Here is a 16,535-nt window from a genome sequence, read left to right on the forward strand (position 1 = left end):
TGATGGCTTTGCTGAACTTCAAGAAACGCGAGACGGTCGAGAACGGCCCCGTGAACCCCACCGTCGAGGCCTTTCTCAAGGATTACTCGATCGAGGTGATGCCGCGCACCGCGGAAAAGGTCGAGGATTTCCGCGCCCTGCTGCCCGATGGCACCCGCGTCTATATCGCCCATATCGAGGGCACGCCGATCGAGGATATGGTGGCAACCGCCAAGCGGCTGGCCGCCGAGGGCTATCCGGTGATGCCGCATTTCCCGGCGCGTATCATCAAGGATGCCAAGACGCTGGAAAACTGGATCGCCATGTATCAGGGCGAGGCCGGGGTCGAGCAGGCGCTGCTGCTGGCAGGTGGCGTGGCAGAGCCGCATGGCGACTTCCACTGCTCGATGCAACTGATGGAAACCGGCCTCTTTGACAAGGCAGGGTTCAAGCGTCTGCACGTCGCAGGCCACCCCGAGGGCAACAAGGACATCGACCCCAAGGGCGGCGATGCCAATGTGATGGACGCGCTGCGCTGGAAGCAGAAATTCAACGAGACCACCGATGCCCAGATGGCACTGGCAACGCAGTTCTGTTTCGAGGCCAAGCCGATCATCGCCTGGGCGAACGGGCTCAAGGATGCCGGCATCGACCTGCCGATCCATATCGGCATCGCGGGCCCGGCCAAGCTGCAGACCCTGATCAAGTTCGCCATCGCCTGCGGCGTCGGCCCTTCTCTGAAAGTGCTGCAAAAGCGCGCGATGGACGTATCCAAGCTGCTGCTGCCCTATGAACCCAATGATGTCGTGACCGAACTGGCCGCCCACAAGGCCGCCAACCCCGATTTCAACATCACCAATGTGCACTTCTTCCCGCTGGGCGGCATCAAGACCAATGCCACCTGGGCGATCAATAACGGCGGTGCCAGCACCCGCCCCGTAAACCCGACCTGAAAGGCCAGACATGACCCGCACCATCGTTGAAAGCAAAACAAAAACCGCGATCATCGGCTTTGACCAGCCGTTCTGCGTGATCGGCGAGCGGATCAACCCCACGGGCCGCAAGAAACTGGCCGCCGAGCTGGAAGCGGGCGATTTCTCGACCGTGGAAAAGGACGCCATCGCCCAGGTTGCCGCCGGGGCCACCGTTCTCGATATCAACGCGGGTGTTGTCTATAACTCCAACCCCAACCCCAACGAGACCGAACCGCCGCTGATGCGCAAGATCGTCGAGCTGGTGCAGGGGCTGGTCGACGTGCCGCTGTGCATCGACAGCTCGGTGCCCGGCGCGCTCGAGGCCGGTCTGGCGGCGGCTGAGGGTCGGCCGCTGCTGAACTCGGTCACGGGTGAAGAGGAACGGCTGGAGCAGATCCTGCCGCTGGTCAAGAAATACAACGTGCCCGTGGTGGCGATCTCGAACGACGATACCGGCATCTCCGAAGACCCCGATGTGCGCTTTGCCGTCGCCAAGAAGATCGTGCAGCGCGCCGCCGATTTCGGCATCCCGGCCCATGACATCGTGGTCGACCCGCTGGTGATGCCGATCGGTGCCATGGCAACCGCCGGTCAGCAGGTCTTCGCCCTGGTGCGCCGCCTGCGCGAGGAACTGGGCGTGAACACCACCTGTGGTGCGTCCAACATCTCGTTCGGCCTGCCCAACCGGCACGGCATCAACAACGCCTTCCTGCCGATGGCGATGGGTGCGGGCATGACCAGCGCGATCATGAACCCGGTGGCGCTGCCGGTGACGCAAAAGGCCATCGCCGAAAAGCGTGAGGCCGTCGCCGCCGCCGGCATCATCCTGCCCGAGGGCATGGATGACGAGACCTTTGTGACCATGTTCGGTCTGGGCTCGACCCTGCCGCGCGCGGGGAAAGAGATGGAGGCCATCCGGGCCGCCAACCTGCTGACCAATAACGACCCCCACGGCGCCGAATGGATCCGCTCCAACAAAGCGCCCGCGGCCGAGGGGGACGAAGGCCGGGGTCGGGGTGGCCGCGCCGGAGGCCGTCGCCGCCGCGCCTGAGCGCCTGCCAGATAACAGTCGAAAGGCCGGGCGGGATGCCCGGCCTTTTGCATTCTGGCCAAGGGGTTGATTTTTGCGACGTCAGGCCAAAGACTGATCCCCGGAACACGCGCGCCGATCCCTGCAAAGGTTGGATATGGCACCTGACAAAACCCTGACTCTCGCCGACGCGGACCTGAGCCTGTCGCTGTCGAAGAGAAAATACCTGTCCCGCTTGCAAGAGCAGCAGTTGCTGCTGTCCCGCATCCAGCAGGCCTATCTGTTTCATGGGCACAAGGCGGTGCTGGTGTTCGAGGGCTGGGATGCGGCTGGCAAGGGTGGTGCCATTCGCCGGATCAGCCAGGCGCTCGACCCGCGCAGTTTCAAGGTCTGGCCGATCGGGGCGCCCCGCAATTATTACCTCAACCGCCACTACCTGTTGCGCTTTTTCGAGCGCCTGCCGCCCGAGGGCGCCATCAGCGCCTTTGACCGCAGCTGGTACGGCCGCGTTCTGGTGGAACGGATCGAGGGGATGACGCCCGAACACCGATGGCGCGCGGCCTATCGTGAGATCAACGAGTTCGAACGAATGCTGATCGACGATGGCACCCGCATCGTCAAACTGTTCTTTCACGTCTCGGCCGACGAGCAGATGCGCCGGTTCGAGGAGCGTCTGCGCAATCCGCTCAAACGCTGGAAACTGACCTACGAGGATTTCCGCAACCGCGCTCGCTGGACCGAGACCGAAGAGGCGGTGAACGAGATGTTCGCCCGTACCTCGACAGCGCGCGCACCCTGGACGCTGATCCCCGCCAACAACAAGAAATATGCCCGTGTCGCAGCGCTCAGGGCGGTGACGGCGACGCTGGCGCAGGGGGTGGACCTGAACCCGCAGCACCTGGACCGCCGCACGATTGAGGCGGCCGATCAGCATCTGAACGTGGAACAGGACCTGATAGACAGCCTGCGCGCCCGGACCGAGTGAGGGCAGGTGCTCAGGGTGCTGTGCGCCCGATTTCGCCGCTGTCGAGCACCGGGGCCGCATCCATGTCCTCGGCATCCAGCATCGCGGCGACCCGTTCCAGCGCCGCCACCAGCATCGCCTGTTCCCAGTCCTGCATCGCCAGGAACCGGCTGACGTAGCGTTGTTGCAGCGGGTCGGGGGCAGTGGCCAGCGTTTGCTGCCCAAGATCGGTGATCAGGATGTCGGTCTGGCGCCGGTCAGATTGCGACTTTTCACGCTGTACCATGCCTCGGGCAACCAGCTTGTCCACCAGCACGGTGACGGTGGCCTGGCTGACGCGCATCCGGTTCGAAATGGCGGTGGCGGTACTCTGGCCGGTTTCGCCCACCACTTGCAGCACCCGCAGTTGCACCGCCGTCAACCCGGCCGATTGCGCCAGCTCGCGCCCGAACATGTCGGTGGCGCGCAGGATGCGGCGCAAGGCGATCAGGCTGCTGTCGATCCGGTTCATGAGGACTCCTCGCGCAATTGATCCAGAATGGCAATTTCACCAAGGGATGACAAGCGGGCGGTATCGAGTATCCAACGATAAACTAAGTTTTTGCCGCAACCGCATTGGTGGAAATTGTGAAATATGCGCACAATAATAGGAGAGATTTGAATTGTGCGGATCTGTATGATACTTAGTCAATCGAAGCTTTTAGAGGAGTCACTGATGAAGCATTCCCTGGACCTGTTCGAGCAACCCATTCCCGTGCTGCGCGCACCCGTGCAGCAGGATGGAGCGGCCGTTGCCGCCCTGGCCCATTGCGACAAGCAGGAACTGGTGGGAACGCTTCTGGGCGATCTGGCAGGGTGCGATGATTTCGTCGAAACCTCGGTCGTGGCCGAGCTTGACGGCGAGGTTGCCGGCGCGGTGCTGGCCTATATCCTGCCTTATGATCCGCAGACGCTGTTTGTCTGGCAGGTCAACGTGGCAGAGAACGAAGAGGGCAAGGGGTTGGCATCGCTGATGCTGGGGCAATTGCTGCGGCGCGAAGCCTGTGTCGGGGTGACCCGTGTGCAGACGGCGATTCCGGCCAGTGACGAGATATCATGGGCGTTGTTCCGCCGCTTTGCCGGTTGGCAGCGGACGCGCATGCGAATCGAGCCTTATGTGACGCAGGCCCTGTCTCCGTTCCGGCGCAACGAAGCCGAAAACCTGATCACCATTGACCTCACCGAACCACTTGGCCAGGCCGCCTGATCGCCTGTGTCTTGTCCGCCATTTTTTGAGGCTGCGTAATACTGCGCGGCGAAAGCCACGGGGCGTTTTGTTGCAGGCGCCCTGAGCCATGCCGGGCACGTAAGAAGGATAGAAATTTTTGAGGTGAGAAATCCCCCATAAGCGTCCGATTTATGAGGATTTTGGCTCCGGCGGTAGGGATCGAACCTACGACCAATTGATTAACAGTCAACTGCTCTACCGCTGAGCTACGCCGGAACGGTGCGGGCCGTATAGCAATCCCGATTCACCGCGTCCAGAGGGGGGAGAGAAAATTCGTCGAATTTTCTCGGGCGTTCAGGATCGACGGTGAAACCGGGCCGACACCGCCAGTTTGCCCTCGGGCGCAACCCGGTCGCGGCCGGTCAGATCGACCAGATGGGCGAACACGTTCCGGGTGGCAGCGGGCAGCAGCGCAGCGGGTGTTTCTGTGTAGATGCGCCGCGCCAGCGCCTCGGCGGTGGCGGGACCGTCGGCCAGCGCCGCGAGGATCGCGTCTTCGCGCCCCAGGCGGTGACTGATCAGCCAGTCGAGGCGCGCCCCTGGCTCGGTCACGGCGGCACCATGGCCCGGATGGAACAGCCTCCAATCGCGGGCGCGCAGGTCGCGGCAGGCGGTCATGAAATCGGTCAGGTCGCCATCGGGGGGCGAGACCAGCGAACTGGCCCAGCCCATCACGTGATCGGCGGTAAAGCACACATCCTGCCAGGCCAGCGCGATATGATTGCCCAGATGGCCCGGCGTATGGATTACCTCCAGCTGCCAGCCGTCGCCTTCGATCCGTTCGCCATCGGCGATCGTCTGGTCGGGGACAAAACTGGTGTCGATACCCTCGCCACCGCCAGCCAGCCCCTGCGCCGCCAGCGCGCGCATCACCGCGCTGCGCCCGGCCTCGGGCCCACCAAAGGCCAGAACCGGCGCGCCGGTGCGCTCGGACAGCGGGCGCGCCAGAGGCGAGTGATCCAGATGCGTATGGGTGACCACAATATGGCTGATGCTCTCGCCGGGTCCTAGCGCGTCCAGAATCGCTTCCAGATGCGCCTCGCTCAGCGGGCCGGGGTCGATCACCGCCAGCTCTCTTGTGCCCACCAGATAGGTATTGGTGCCGCGATAGGTCATCGGCGAGGGGTTTGGCGCCACGATCCGCCTTATCCCGGGCTCCAGCTCGATGGGGGTGCCGATGGGCGGGTCGAATTCGTCGGGCGGCTGGGTCATCTGTCTCTTTTTCTCGCTCTGGCACCGGGGTAGGTTTAGCCATGACATTCCGCTGGCTCAAACACTATATGCCACGCAGCCTCTATGCCCGTGCGGCGATCATCATCGTCGTACCGGTCATCGCGGTCCAGATCGTGGTTTCTGTCGTGTTCCTGCAACGGCATCTGGAGGATGTGACCACCCAGATGACGCTGACCGCCGTGCGCGAGATCGAGCTGATCATGGGGCAGGTCACCGAGACCGAAACCCATGCCCAGGTTCAGGTGCGGCTGCGGCCGGCTCTCGACGCCTTGCAGGTCAGTCTGCGATTCGTGAATGACGGCGACGTGCCCTCAGACGATCTGCGACCCTGGTATGACTATACCGGCCGACAGGTAGAACACGTTCTGCGCAGCAGGGTGCAGGATGTGATCGCGGTGGAACTGCCCGATACCCGGGTGGTGCGGCTCTATCTGGGCAGCGCGCTGGGTCCGGTCGAGCTGATCTTCGACCGCCGCCGCATGTCGCCCGCCGCGCCGCACCAGCTGATCGTGACGATGGTGGCCTTTGGTCTGTTGATGACCGTGATTGCCTTTCTCTACATGCGCAACCAGCTGAGGCCGGTCAAACGGTTGGCGGATGCGGCGCAGGCTTTTGGCCGGGGGCACACGGTTCCCTATTATCCCTCGGGCGCCATCGAGGTACGGGCAGCCGGCAGTGCCTTTCTGGACATGCGGGCCCGGATCGAACGGCAGATCGAACAGCGCACCCTGATGCTCTCGGGGGTCAGCCACGATCTGCGCACGCCGCTGACCAGGTTGAAACTGGGACTGGCGATGATCGACGAAGAGGATGCCGCGCCCATGTTGCAGGACGTGGCCGAAATGCAGCAGATGCTGGACGCGTTCCTCGATTTTTCGCGCGGAGTGTCGGAAAGCGCGCCGGAAAAGGTCGATCCCGTCGCCTTGCTGAAGCAGGTGGTGGAGGATGCCCGTCGCGCCGATCGCAATGTCGCGCTGGTCGCCTGCGAGGTGCCCGAGGGGGATACCGTCACCTTGCGGCCCACGGCCGTCCGCCGCGCGGTCGAGAACCTGATTACCAACGCGGTCCGCTATGGAACCCGAGTCGAAGTCAGTCTGGCGGTGACGCCAAAGTTTCTGCGCATCCGGGTCGAGGATGACGGCCCCGGAATTCCAGCGGACAAGCGCGCCGAGGCCGTGAAACCGTTCCAGCGGCTGGATACGTCGCGCAACCAGAACCAGGGCGGCGGTGTGGGCCTGGGCCTTGCCATCGTTGCCGATATAGCGCGCGCTCATGGCGGCGCACTCCGGCTGGGTGACAGTGAACGGTTGGGAGGGCTCTGCGCCGATATCGTGATCGGACGCTGACCGGACGAATGCGGAGAATGTGGTAGGCCCGGCAGGATTTGAACCCGCAACCAAAGCGTTATGAGCGCTCTGCTCTAACCGTTGAGCTACAGGCCCGCCATGGGCCATGCCTAACACGATCCGCTCCCGCGTCAAGCCTGACCGTTGCATGCGCGGGCACAATCGAATAACCCCCGCGCAAGCAATCGTGAGGATGGACCGATGACAGCGGGCAAGAACGGCATCACCTATGCCGAGGCAGGTGTGGACATTGATGCGGGCAACGCGCTGGTGGACCGGATCAAGCCGGCCGCCAAGCGCACCAACCGCCCCGGCGTGGCCAGCGGACTGGGCGGGTTCGGCGCGCTCTTCGACCTCAAGGCGGCCGGATATCAGGACCCGATCCTGGTCGCGGCCACCGATGGTGTCGGCACCAAGCTGCGCATCGCCATCGACACTGGCCTGGTCGACGGGGTTGGCATTGACCTCGTTGCCATGTGCGTCAACGATCTGGTCTGCCAGGGTGCCGAGCCGCTGTTTTTCCTTGATTATTTCGCGACCGGCAAGCTCGAAACCGATACCGCCGCCCGCATTATTGAAGGTATCGCCGAAGGCTGCGTACAGTCCGGCTGCGCCCTGATCGGCGGCGAAACGGCTGAAATGCCGGGCATGTATCCGGCAGGCGATTTCGATCTGGCGGGCTTTGCCGTCGGCGCGATGGAGCGCGGCGCCGCGCTGCCCGAAGGCGTGGCAGAGGGGGACGTGCTGCTGGGCCTCGCCTCGAACGGGGTGCATTCCAACGGCTATTCGCTGGTGCGCAAATTGGTCGAGATCTCGGGTAACAGCTGGGAATCGGACTGCCCCTTTGGCCCCGGCAAACTGGGCGAGGCGCTGCTGGCGCCGACCCGGCTCTATGTGCGCCAGGTTCTGGCCGCGATCCGCGCCGGTGGCGTGCATGCGCTGGCTCATATCACCGGCGGCGGCCTGACCGAGAACCTGCCGCGGGTCCTGCCCGAGGGCATGGGCGCTACCATCGACCTGAACAGCTGGGATCTGCCGCCGGTGTTTCGCTGGATGGCCGAAACCGGCGGCGTTGCCGAGGCCGAGATGCTCAAGACCTTCAACTGCGGCATCGGCATGATCGTGGTCTGCGCAGCAGACCGGGCCGAGGCGCTGACCGAGCTGCTGATGGCCGAGGGCGAGACCGTTGCCCGCATCGGCACCGTCACCACCACGCCCGGCATCGCCTATGCGGGCAAGCTGCTGTGAGCGCAAAGCGCGTCGCTATCCTGATCTCGGGCGGCGGGTCGAACATGGTCACGCTGGTCGACAGCATGACCGGCGACCATCCGGCGCGGCCCTGTCTGGTGCTGTCCAATGACGCAAACGCGGGCGGGCTGGCCAAGGCCGCCGCGCGCGGCGTGCCGACGGCGGTTGTCGATCATCGCCCCTATGGCAAGGACCGAGCCGCGTTCGAGGTCGAACTGATCAAGCCGATCCTCGACGCGGGGGCCGATATCGTCTGCCTGGCCGGCTTCATGCGGGTACTGACCGCCGGTTTCACCGACCGGTTCCAGGGTAGGATGTTGAACATCCACCCCTCGCTGCTGCCCAAATACAAGGGGCTGCACACCCATGCCCGCGCCCTGGCGGCAGGCGATACCGAACATGGCTGCACCGTGCACGAGGTGACCTCGGAACTTGACGATGGCCCGATCCTGGGTCAGGCCCGCGTTGCCATCGAACCCGGCGACACGCCCGAGACACTGGCCGCAAGAGTGCTGACCTGGGAGCACAAGCTCTATCCGGCGGTCCTGCGCCGCTTTGCCGGTGGTGACCGCAGGCCGGTCTGGCTGCCCTGACGCAGGGACGTGCGCGCCATAGGGGGTTTGCAGAGCAGGGGTGTTGGCCCTAAGGTGAGCGAAACCGACCCGTTCCGGGGGCACGGGCGGAACCAAGGAAAAGAACAAGATAAAAACCGTATGAAGACCCTGACAACCACTCAAGAACTGGCCGCGTTCTGTACGGCGGCCGCCAGCCAACCTTATGTGACCGTCGATACCGAGTTTCTTCGGGAGCGGACCTATTACTCGAAACTCTGCCTGATCCAGCTGGCCTATCCCGGTGACGGCGACGACTGCGCCGTTCTCGTCGATCCGCTGGCCGAGGGGCTGGAGCTGGATCCGCTTTATGCGCTGTTCCGCGATACCTCGGTGGTCAAGGTGTTCCATGCCGCCCGGCAGGATCTTGAAATTTTCTGGGTGGATGCGGGGGTGTTTCCCGAACCGCTGTTCGACACCCAGGTCGCGGCCATGGTCTGTGGCTTTGGCGAGCAGGTCGGATACGAAACGCTGGTACGCAAGATCTGCCGGCAGGGGCTGGACAAGACCTCGCGCTTTACCGACTGGTCGCGCCGTCCGCTGACCGATGCGCAGAAAACCTATGCCCTGGCTGATGTCACACATCTGCGCCAGATCTATGAACACCTTGCCGCCGATCTGGCCAAGACCGGGCGCAGCCATTGGGTTGCCGAGGAATTGCGCACGCTGACCGATCCGGCAACCTATGACATTCGCCCCGAAGAGGCCTGGCGCCGCATCAAGACCCGCACCAACTCGGGCAAGTTCCTGGCGGTGGTGCGCGAACTGGCGCAGTTCCGCGAAAGCTATGCCCAGGACAACAACGTGCCGCGCAACCGGGTGTTCAAGGATGACGCGCTGATCGAGCTGGCCTCGACCAAGCCGCGCACACATGCCGATCTGGGCGGTTCGCGGCTCTTGTTGCGCGAGGCGCGCAAGGGGGCCATTGCCGACGGTATTCTGGCGGCCGTGGGGCGCGGGATCGACTGCCCGCCCGAGCGGATGCCCAAGGTGAAGAACGGGCGCGAGAACCTGCAGGTGAACCCGGCGCTGGCCGATCTGTTGCGGGTGCTGCTGAAGGCCAAGACCGAGAATGTGGGCGTTGCCGCCAAGCTGATCGCCAACAGCGCCGAGCTGGACCTGATCGCGGCCGGCGAACGCGACGTGCCGTCGCTGACCGGTTGGCGGCTGGAAGTGTTCGGCGCCGATGCGCTACGGTTGTGTCAGGGCGAGATCGCGCTGGCCGCCAAGGGTCAGAATGTCGAGGTGGTGTCGCTGTAGCGCCAGCGTCGCCCGCCCGTATCCGAACAATCGCTCTGCCCGAGACGCTGCCGTCGGGCCTTAGCGGCGCCGGGTTTCCAGAGCACCTTCCTTCGCCTCGACCCGGATCACCTTGATCCCGGCCAGATCCTGACGGGACACGCTGACCGCTTCGCGGATGGTGCGGGTCTGGACCGGGCCCTGTGGGGTCGCGTCCTCGGGATAGACCACACGGAACGCATAGGCGAGGATGCCGGCCTCGGTATTCTCGGGCGTCACGATCGGGCGCAGTTCGGTATCAAAGCCGCCCTGCCGGTTGGCAACGCCGACGACCGAAATGATGGCCCCCGTGGTGGTGGGCTCGACTTTCAGTTCGGTCACCTGTGTGATCAGGATGCTGCGGTCCTTGGGGTCGGGGCGCGCAAAAAGCCCCTTGCCGGAACTGTTGGGGATCAGCGGGTTGACGTCTTCGGCCGCAGCGGCCTCGACCGGTGCCGGGGTCGAGGGGCCGAACCAGTTCGACGGATTGACCCGCGAGTCGCGCCAGCCGCCACAGGCCGTCAGCACCGATCCGGCGGTCACGAGAGCAATCAGTGGTTTCAGCATGGGGTGCCCCGCAAGTCCTTGGTGTTTTCCTGTCTATCGGTTAGCGCATCGCGGCACGCTTGAAAAGCCATGGCAGGTCTGGACACCGGGTCGGACGGAGCTTAGGTCACTGCTGACCCGCATATGACCTGAGCAGGAGCGAGACATGGCCAGCCCCGCCTTCGAGGAGATTGTCGAGGATTTCGAGTTTCTCGACGATTGGGAAGACCGCTATCGCCATGTGATTGAGCAGGGCAAGGCGATGGACCCGCTGGACGAAGCGCTGAAGGTACCTGCCACACGTGTACATGGTTGCGCCAGCCAGGTCTGGCTGCATCCGGTGATCGAAGATGGCGTGTTCCGCTTTGACGGGGACAGCGATGCGATGATCGTACGCGGTCTGATCGCGGTCTTGCGCGCGCTCTATAACGGGGTGCCGGTGGCCGAGGTGGCGCGGATCGACGCGCGCACCGAGCTGGCGCGGCTGGGGTTGAACGACCATCTGTCGGCGCAGCGCTCGAACGGGTTGCGATCCATGATCGAGCGGATTCGCGAAACGGCTGCCGCCGCCGCGTAATCCGCGTCACGCAAGGTCGGCCAGACAGGCTTGATCCCGTAGGCGGAGTTTTTCAAGGAAATCCCGCAACAGCGTCACCCGGCGCGGGCGAAAGCTTTCGCCAGTCCTTTCATAACCCTCGATGCGCGTAACGTGAAAGCTGCGAAAATCCTGTCGCTTGCAGCACCAGGCCAGCAGCATCACGCTGCGGTCATGATAGGACAGCGCCAGCGGATAGATACGGCGCCGGGTCCGGTCCTGTTTCAGGTCGCGATAACCGATGTCCAGCGCCTCTTCGGCCCACATCGCCTCGCGCAGCAGGGTCATGTCGATGGTGGGTGTCGCGGGGGTGATCAGGCGTTGCACCAAGTTGACTGCGTGCATGGCCTGACGTTGCTGGCGTTCGGGCAGGGTGGCCAGAATCTTGACCAGCGCGTCGCTGGCCGCCTGGGCCAGGTCGGCATCGCCGCGCTGCGTCACATCAGCAAGCCCCAGTGTCAGGGCCTCGATCTCGATCTGGGTAAAGGTCTGCGGGGGAAGGGCCGGGTCCTCGACCATGGTATAGCCAAGCCCCGCCGCGCCCTCGATCCGGGCGCCCGCTGCCCGCAAACTGTCAATGTCGCGATAGATCGTGCGCTCGGACACCTCCATCGCGGCGGCAAGTCGCGCGGCGGTCACCGGCGGGCGCAACCCCCGGATCAGGTGCAGCAGTCGGAACAGGCGGTCGGTTTTGGGCATGGCAGAGTATGGCCGGAAACATCCTGACAGGAACTGGCAAGAGGGTACGGGCACATAGGGGCATCATCAACCCGACATGTCAAAGGTCAAAAACATGCCAACGCTCTACTACTCGCCAAATACCCGTGCCTCGCGCGTGATCGCACAGCTGATGCTGATGGGAAAACTGGATCAGGTCGAGGTGGTCACTGTCGAGGTTCCGCGCTTTGACGGCAGCGGGCGGCGCGACCCGCGCAATCCCCACCCCGAAGGCAAGGTTCCCTTTCTGGTCACCGATGAAGGTGAAGAGGTGCGCGAAAGCGCGGCCATCATGATGTATCTGGACGAACTGTTCGACCAACCCCTGAGCCCCGCCATCGGCGCGCCCGCGCGTGGCGCTTACCTCAGCTGGATGGCCTATTCGGGCGGGGTGCTCGAACCGGTTCTGGTGGCCGCCTTTTCCGGGCTGGATCACCCGGCGCTGACCGAGACCTTTCGCGGCATGGGTGAGGTCTGCGCCGTGCTGGAGAGGGGGGTGAAAGATCAGCCGTACCTGCTGGGCGACACGGTGAGTGTCGCGGATATCCTGCTGGCCTCGCCCTTTCAGTGGGCGCCGCACCTGATGCCCGACACCCCGGCGATCAAGGCCTGGGTCGAGCGCGTCGGCAACAGCCTGGATGGTGGGGCAATCGCCGCTTACGAGGCCCGCGCCATGGCAGCACTAGGTACGCGGAAAGAGGCCTGAGCAAGGAGCGCGCGGCGTTAGTCGCCGCGCGCGACACTGCCTGCCCAGTCGGCCAGCGTGGTTTCCAGGTCGCCATAGCCGGTGAAACGACGTTCGAATGCAAGGCCCAGCCGCTCGGCACAGGCACGCGCCTTTTCTGTCAAGGCCGCATCGTCGGTCTGGGCCTGGTAAACCAGCTTGGTGTAATTGCCGAACATCATCGGGATCAACTCGGGGTGGCGGTCGAACCCCATCGGTTTCCAGACAAAGGCATCGAATTGCCGGACCAGGAAATCTGTCAGGTAAAAGGCGGTGATCTCGTCCTGAGAGACCTCGGCGAAGCGCGCGTTGCCCTCGAAGAAGGAATAGCAATGCGGACCCTTGACCATCTCGACCCCCATACGCGCGCAGGCGGCCTCGAGCAGGCCGCCGGTGCCGCAATCGGCATAGACGACGAAGATATGCTGATATGTGCCGCGGTGGCGGGCGACCGCCTCTTCGACGGCGGCGGTGATCCGTTCGGGATAGACATGCAGGATGGCGGGCAGACAGGTCAGGTCCATATGGGTCCAGCCGTTACGGTCCCGCAGGTCCAGAATCTCGCGCGCCAGGGCGCCGCAGGCAATGAGCAGCACCCGCGCCCCGCCGGTGGTCAGGCTCAGGCCGCTGCGGGTCAGCTGGGCGTCATCTGGGGCGGTGTTCATATCGGGCGCCTTTACTGGTTGCAGTGGCGGCAGAATGCCCGGCGCCGTTGCGGAAAGGCAAGTGCGGCTGCGACAGGTCGTGTCAGGCCACCGACAACAGCGCCTCGTGCTGGCGGATGGCGGGCCGCGCCAGCGGGCCATAGCTGGCAAGGCCAATCGCCGCCAGTTCCGGGAACAAAATCAGGATTTCATCGCGCGCGGCCTGTTCCAGACCGGACCAGCCCATCTGGCCGGGATGAAAGCTCTCGGTTGCGCAGCCTTCGGCCCAGATGATTTCATGTCGGTCGAACAGCAGATGGATATAGGTGACCTCGCCACCCGGCGCGACAAGGATGTCGCGCGCATTGACCAGATGCTTGGCGGTGACCAGCGCCTGGGCATGGCCGGTGATCAGTTCGGCCCGCCAGCCTTCGATCAGCATCCTGTGCTGAGGTGACACGATCAGGTCGCGGCGGTTGTCCAGCGCCCCGGCGCGGATCAGGATCGGGGCCAGCGCACCGGTGGCGCGCACGGTCGTATGCCCGACCCAGCGCAGCGGCTGATCGCCATGGTCGAGTGTGCGGATCAGGTCACCGGGCTTTAGCTCTTCGATCAGGCGCGGACCCTGGGCGGTGTCAATGATGGTGCCGGGAGTGAAGCAGGTCACCAACTGCCAGTCCTGCCGATTTGCGGTCAGGCCGGAATAATTGGCGCCTCCGCCGGTGACGGCGTCAAGCGTGATCGACTCGATGATTCCGGCCTCGAGCGCGGCCTGGTCGGCATTGGCGTTGAATTCGGGCACCAGATAGGTGTTGCCGCTCACGTCCTGTGCCAGCACGGCAGTGATGATCGCGGTGCTGCCATCGGTATAGGTGATGGTGGCATCGTAAATCGCGGTGCCATCAAAGGTTTGCGCCGGGCCACCGTCGATCGAGAACTGCTCGGACGGGGTGTTGTCCATATCGTATAAGCTGCCGGGATCTCCCACCGCGCTCCATGTCACGGCGCTGTCGACCAGCGGATTGGCGACGCTGCCAAAGGTCATGCCTGCAAGCGCCCCGGCGTTTTCGGCAGAGTTGTTGCCTTCAAACGTGTCGATATCGGCCAGATTGCCGAGAAACAGCGCGGTAAAGGTCGTTGGCATTGGGCACCTGTCAGCAGCTTTGGGGCACTGACGAAAATTAGGTTGTGATGGTGGCCAAAGTCAGGGGGAATGTTGGCGGTTTCGTGTCGTCGGCGGAAACGGGCCAAGCGAGCCCGTGACCCCAAACGCAAAGGGCCGCCCCAAAGGGCGGCCCTGACTGTACCCGCTGGCGCGCTCAGCCGGCCATGCGGTTATGCTTGCGGCCGACGAAATCCTTGGCGGTTTCCACGGCAACGGCGGCATCGCGGCAATAGGCGTCGGCACCGATCGCCTTGCCGAATTCCTCGTTCAGCGGTGCGCCGCCGACCAGAACGATGTAGTCGTCGCGCTTGCCCTGTTCGACCAGCGTGTCGATCACAACCTTCATGTAGGGCATGGTGGTGGTCAGTAGGGCGGACATGCCCAGAATGTCGGGCTGCTCGTTTTCAAGCGCTTCCAGATAGTTCTCGACCGGGTTGTTGATACCCAGATCGACCACCTCGAAACCGGCGCCTTCCATCATCATCGACACGAGGTTCTTGCCGATGTCGTGAATGTCGCCCTTGACGGTGCCGATCACCATCTTGCCGACGCGCGGCGCGCCGGTTTCGGCCAGCAGCGGCTTCAGGATGGCCATGCCGCCCTTCATCGCGTTGGCGGCCAGCAGCACTTCGGGAACGAAGAGGATACCGTCGCGGAAGTCGGCGCCGACGATGGTCATGCCGCCCACCAGAGCCTTGGTCAGAACGTCATAGGGCGCCCAGCCGCGTTCGATCAGGATGTTGACGCTTTCCTCGATCTCTTCCTTGAGACCGTCGTAAAGGTCGTCGAACATTTGCTGGACAAGTTCTTCGTCGTCGAGTTCCGACAGGATGATGTCTTCTTCTTCCGACATGGCGCAATTCCTCAATCTTGGGCGGGGCGGGCCCCGGGGGTGCCGTTTTTTTCCTTTTTGCCCGAAGGTCACTTTTCGACTGCGTTGATTGCGACATGGGCGGTGTTGCAACCGACCTATAGGATGAAAAATGCCCGAATGATAATGAGTATTCCGTGGTTAGATCATCGATACGCTGCATATTCCTGCTCTCGGACAGGTCGCTTGCGACCAGATTGGTGGCACTTTTTGCCTTGCTGAATGTTCGCCTAATGTTCTATTTTTGAGCATGCAGACTCACCCCGTACCCCCCTTGATTTCGGCCCGGCCCGTCGGGCGTGGCGCGCGCAGCAACGATGCGGGCCGGTTCGAACCGCTGGATCGGGTGGCCGAACCTGACGGTTGGGATCGGGAGGAGGAGTTGCCACCGCTCAGGACCCAGGTTTCGCTGGAAACCGCGCGCAGCCTGATCAGCTATAACCGCTCGCCCGATCTGCCCTTTGATCGCTCAATCAACCCCTATCGGGGCTGCGAACACGGGTGTTCCTATTGCTTTGCCCGGCCCAGCCACGCCTATCTGGGCCTTTCGCCGGGGCTGGACTTCGAAACCCGGCTGGTGGCGCGGCCCAACGCGGCCGAGGTGCTTCGGGCCGAGCTGAGCGCGCGCCGCTACAAGGTGGCGCCGATTGCCATCGGCACCAATACCGATCCCTATCAGCCGCTGGAAAAGACCCATGCGATCACCCGTGGCTGTTTGCAGGTGCTGGATGCGTTCAACCATCCGGTTGCCATCGTAACGCGCGGTGCGCTGATCGAACGCGACCTGGACATTCTGGCGCCGATGGCGGCGCGTGGGCTGGTGCGGGTCGGGATCTCGCTCACGACGCTGGATGCGGGGCTGGCCCGCCGGATGGAACCGCGCGCGCCATCGCCGGCGCGGCGTCTGGCGATGATCCGGGCGCTCAGCGGGGCTGGGGTGCCGGTGCGGGTGATGACCTCGCCGCTGATTCCCGGCCTGACCGATCACGAGCTTGAGGCGCTGCTCGCTGCCGGGGCCGAGGCGGGCGCCGACACCGCCAGCTGGATCATGCTGCGGCTGCCGCGCGAAGTGTCGCTGCTGTGGCAGGAGTGGTTGGCCGAACATGCGCCCACCCGCGCGGCCAAGGTGATGGCCCGTCTGCGCGAGATGCATGGCGGGCGCGATTACGACCCGCGCTGGGGTCACCGGATGCGGGGTGAGGGCGAATATGCCCAGATGATCGCGAAACGGTTCCGCGCCGCCTGCAAACGCATCGGGCTGGCGCAAGAAGCGCCAGCCCTGAGATGCGATCTGTTCCGAGTGCCCCCGCAGCCCGGCGATCAGCTGAGCCTGTTCTGAGCGG

General features: G+C 64.0%; 18 protein-coding genes and 2 tRNA genes. 11 read left to right on the top strand and 9 right to left on the bottom strand.

Annotated features, from left to right (window positions below):
• The first annotated feature begins 2 nt into the window (after nucleotides 1–2).
• From AC2FL1_RS06150 to AC2FL1_RS06160, 3 genes are all read left to right on the top strand, one after another.
• Nucleotides 3–932: a methylenetetrahydrofolate reductase gene (locus tag AC2FL1_RS06150; protein WP_496824303.1), complete on the top strand. Its 930-nt coding sequence runs from the start codon at nucleotides 3–5 to the stop codon at nucleotides 930–932.
• Between the two features lie 10 nt (nucleotides 933–942).
• Nucleotides 943–2,004, top strand: a complete 1,062-nt coding sequence (locus tag AC2FL1_RS06155; protein ID WP_234136763.1) for a methyltetrahydrofolate cobalamin methyltransferase — start codon at nucleotides 943–945, stop codon at nucleotides 2,002–2,004.
• A 136-nt stretch (nucleotides 2,005–2,140) separates the two neighbouring features.
• On the top strand, nucleotides 2,141–2,968 hold the full coding sequence (locus AC2FL1_RS06160; protein ID WP_496876312.1) for a polyphosphate kinase 2 family protein: 828 nt from the start codon (nucleotides 2,141–2,143) through the stop codon (nucleotides 2,966–2,968).
• A gap of 10 nt (nucleotides 2,969–2,978) precedes the next feature.
• Here AC2FL1_RS06160 and AC2FL1_RS06165 read toward each other — a convergent pair whose 3' ends face one another.
• The gene (locus AC2FL1_RS06165; RefSeq protein WP_496823854.1) at nucleotides 2,979–3,458 is read right to left on the bottom strand and encodes a MarR family winged helix-turn-helix transcriptional regulator; all 480 of its coding nucleotides are present in this window, start codon (nucleotides 3,456–3,458) and stop codon (nucleotides 2,979–2,981) included.
• Between the two features lie 204 nt (nucleotides 3,459–3,662).
• Between AC2FL1_RS06165 and AC2FL1_RS06170 the strand changes: the two genes are divergently transcribed.
• Nucleotides 3,663–4,193, top strand: a complete 531-nt coding sequence (locus AC2FL1_RS06170; RefSeq protein ID WP_234145171.1) for a GNAT family N-acetyltransferase — start codon at nucleotides 3,663–3,665, stop codon at nucleotides 4,191–4,193.
• 162 nt (nucleotides 4,194–4,355) lie between these two features.
• On the opposite strand, the gene AC2FL1_RS06175 is transcribed toward AC2FL1_RS06170, so the two are convergent.
• A tRNA-Asn gene (locus AC2FL1_RS06175) sits at nucleotides 4,356–4,430 on the bottom strand.
• Nucleotides 4,431–4,508: 78 nt separating this feature from the next.
• Entirely contained in the window at nucleotides 4,509–5,426 is a 918-nt protein-coding gene (locus AC2FL1_RS06180; RefSeq protein ID WP_496823850.1) for an MBL fold metallo-hydrolase, read from the bottom strand.
• A 41-nt stretch (nucleotides 5,427–5,467) separates the two neighbouring features.
• Between AC2FL1_RS06180 and AC2FL1_RS06185 the strand changes: the two genes are divergently transcribed.
• Nucleotides 5,468–6,793, top strand: coding sequence for an ATP-binding protein (locus AC2FL1_RS06185; protein WP_496823849.1), 1,326 nt, complete (start codon nucleotides 5,468–5,470; stop codon nucleotides 6,791–6,793).
• Nucleotides 6,794–6,813: 20 nt separating this feature from the next.
• Here AC2FL1_RS06185 and AC2FL1_RS06190 read toward each other — a convergent pair.
• Nucleotides 6,814–6,889, bottom strand: a tRNA-Ile gene (locus AC2FL1_RS06190).
• Between the two features lie 105 nt (nucleotides 6,890–6,994).
• Here AC2FL1_RS06190 and purM point away from each other — a divergent pair.
• From purM to rnd, 3 genes are all read left to right on the top strand, one after another.
• A complete protein-coding gene (gene purM / locus AC2FL1_RS06195) occupies nucleotides 6,995–8,041 on the top strand; it encodes a phosphoribosylformylglycinamidine cyclo-ligase (protein ID WP_496876313.1) in 1,047 nt (348 codons plus the stop codon).
• Nucleotides 8,038–8,634, top strand: coding sequence for a phosphoribosylglycinamide formyltransferase (gene purN / locus AC2FL1_RS06200; protein ID WP_496823846.1), 597 nt, complete (start codon nucleotides 8,038–8,040; stop codon nucleotides 8,632–8,634). The genes purM and purN overlap by 4 nt, the downstream gene beginning before the upstream one ends.
• A 120-nt stretch (nucleotides 8,635–8,754) precedes the next feature.
• Nucleotides 8,755–9,912, top strand: coding sequence for a ribonuclease D (gene rnd, locus AC2FL1_RS06205; protein WP_496823844.1), 1,158 nt, complete (start codon nucleotides 8,755–8,757; stop codon nucleotides 9,910–9,912).
• A 60-nt stretch (nucleotides 9,913–9,972) separates the two neighbouring features.
• Here rnd and AC2FL1_RS06210 read toward each other — a convergent pair whose 3' ends face one another.
• Nucleotides 9,973–10,497, bottom strand: coding sequence for a hypothetical protein (locus tag AC2FL1_RS06210; protein ID WP_496823842.1), 525 nt, complete (start codon nucleotides 10,495–10,497; stop codon nucleotides 9,973–9,975).
• A 145-nt stretch (nucleotides 10,498–10,642) separates the two neighbouring features.
• On the opposite strand from AC2FL1_RS06210, the gene AC2FL1_RS06215 reads away from it, so the two are divergent.
• The gene (locus AC2FL1_RS06215) at nucleotides 10,643–11,053 is read left to right on the top strand and encodes a SufE family protein (RefSeq protein ID WP_496823841.1); all 411 of its coding nucleotides are present in this window, start codon (nucleotides 10,643–10,645) and stop codon (nucleotides 11,051–11,053) included.
• Between the two features lie 6 nt (nucleotides 11,054–11,059).
• Here the strand turns inward: AC2FL1_RS06215 and AC2FL1_RS06220 are convergent, their stop codons facing one another.
• Nucleotides 11,060–11,770: a helix-turn-helix transcriptional regulator gene (locus AC2FL1_RS06220; RefSeq protein WP_496876314.1), complete on the bottom strand. Its 711-nt coding sequence runs from the start codon at nucleotides 11,768–11,770 to the stop codon at nucleotides 11,060–11,062.
• Between the two features lie 94 nt (nucleotides 11,771–11,864).
• Between AC2FL1_RS06220 and AC2FL1_RS06225 the strand changes: the two genes are divergently transcribed.
• On the top strand, nucleotides 11,865–12,494 hold the full coding sequence (locus AC2FL1_RS06225; RefSeq protein WP_496876385.1) for a glutathione S-transferase family protein: 630 nt from the start codon (nucleotides 11,865–11,867) through the stop codon (nucleotides 12,492–12,494).
• Nucleotides 12,495–12,511: 17 nt separating this feature from the next.
• Here the strand turns inward: AC2FL1_RS06225 and AC2FL1_RS06230 are convergent, their stop codons facing one another.
• From AC2FL1_RS06230 to AC2FL1_RS06240, 3 genes are all read right to left on the bottom strand, one after another.
• Entirely contained in the window at nucleotides 12,512–13,177 is a 666-nt protein-coding gene (locus AC2FL1_RS06230) for a DUF1638 domain-containing protein (protein WP_496876315.1), read from the bottom strand.
• Between the two features lie 82 nt (nucleotides 13,178–13,259).
• Nucleotides 13,260–14,300: a Hint domain-containing protein gene (locus tag AC2FL1_RS06235; RefSeq protein ID WP_496876316.1), complete on the bottom strand. Its 1,041-nt coding sequence runs from the start codon at nucleotides 14,298–14,300 to the stop codon at nucleotides 13,260–13,262.
• Nucleotides 14,301–14,475: 175 nt separating this feature from the next.
• Nucleotides 14,476–15,174, bottom strand: coding sequence for a corrinoid protein (locus tag AC2FL1_RS06240; protein WP_234145181.1), 699 nt, complete (start codon nucleotides 15,172–15,174; stop codon nucleotides 14,476–14,478).
• Between the two features lie 268 nt (nucleotides 15,175–15,442).
• On the opposite strand from AC2FL1_RS06240, the gene AC2FL1_RS06245 reads away from it, so the two are divergent.
• Nucleotides 15,443–16,531: a PA0069 family radical SAM protein gene (locus AC2FL1_RS06245; protein WP_496876317.1), complete on the top strand. Its 1,089-nt coding sequence runs from the start codon at nucleotides 15,443–15,445 to the stop codon at nucleotides 16,529–16,531.
• Nucleotides 16,532–16,535: the final 4 nt, after the last annotated feature.

It is taken from the genome of Ruegeria sp. YKSF070 (assembly GCF_059612725.1).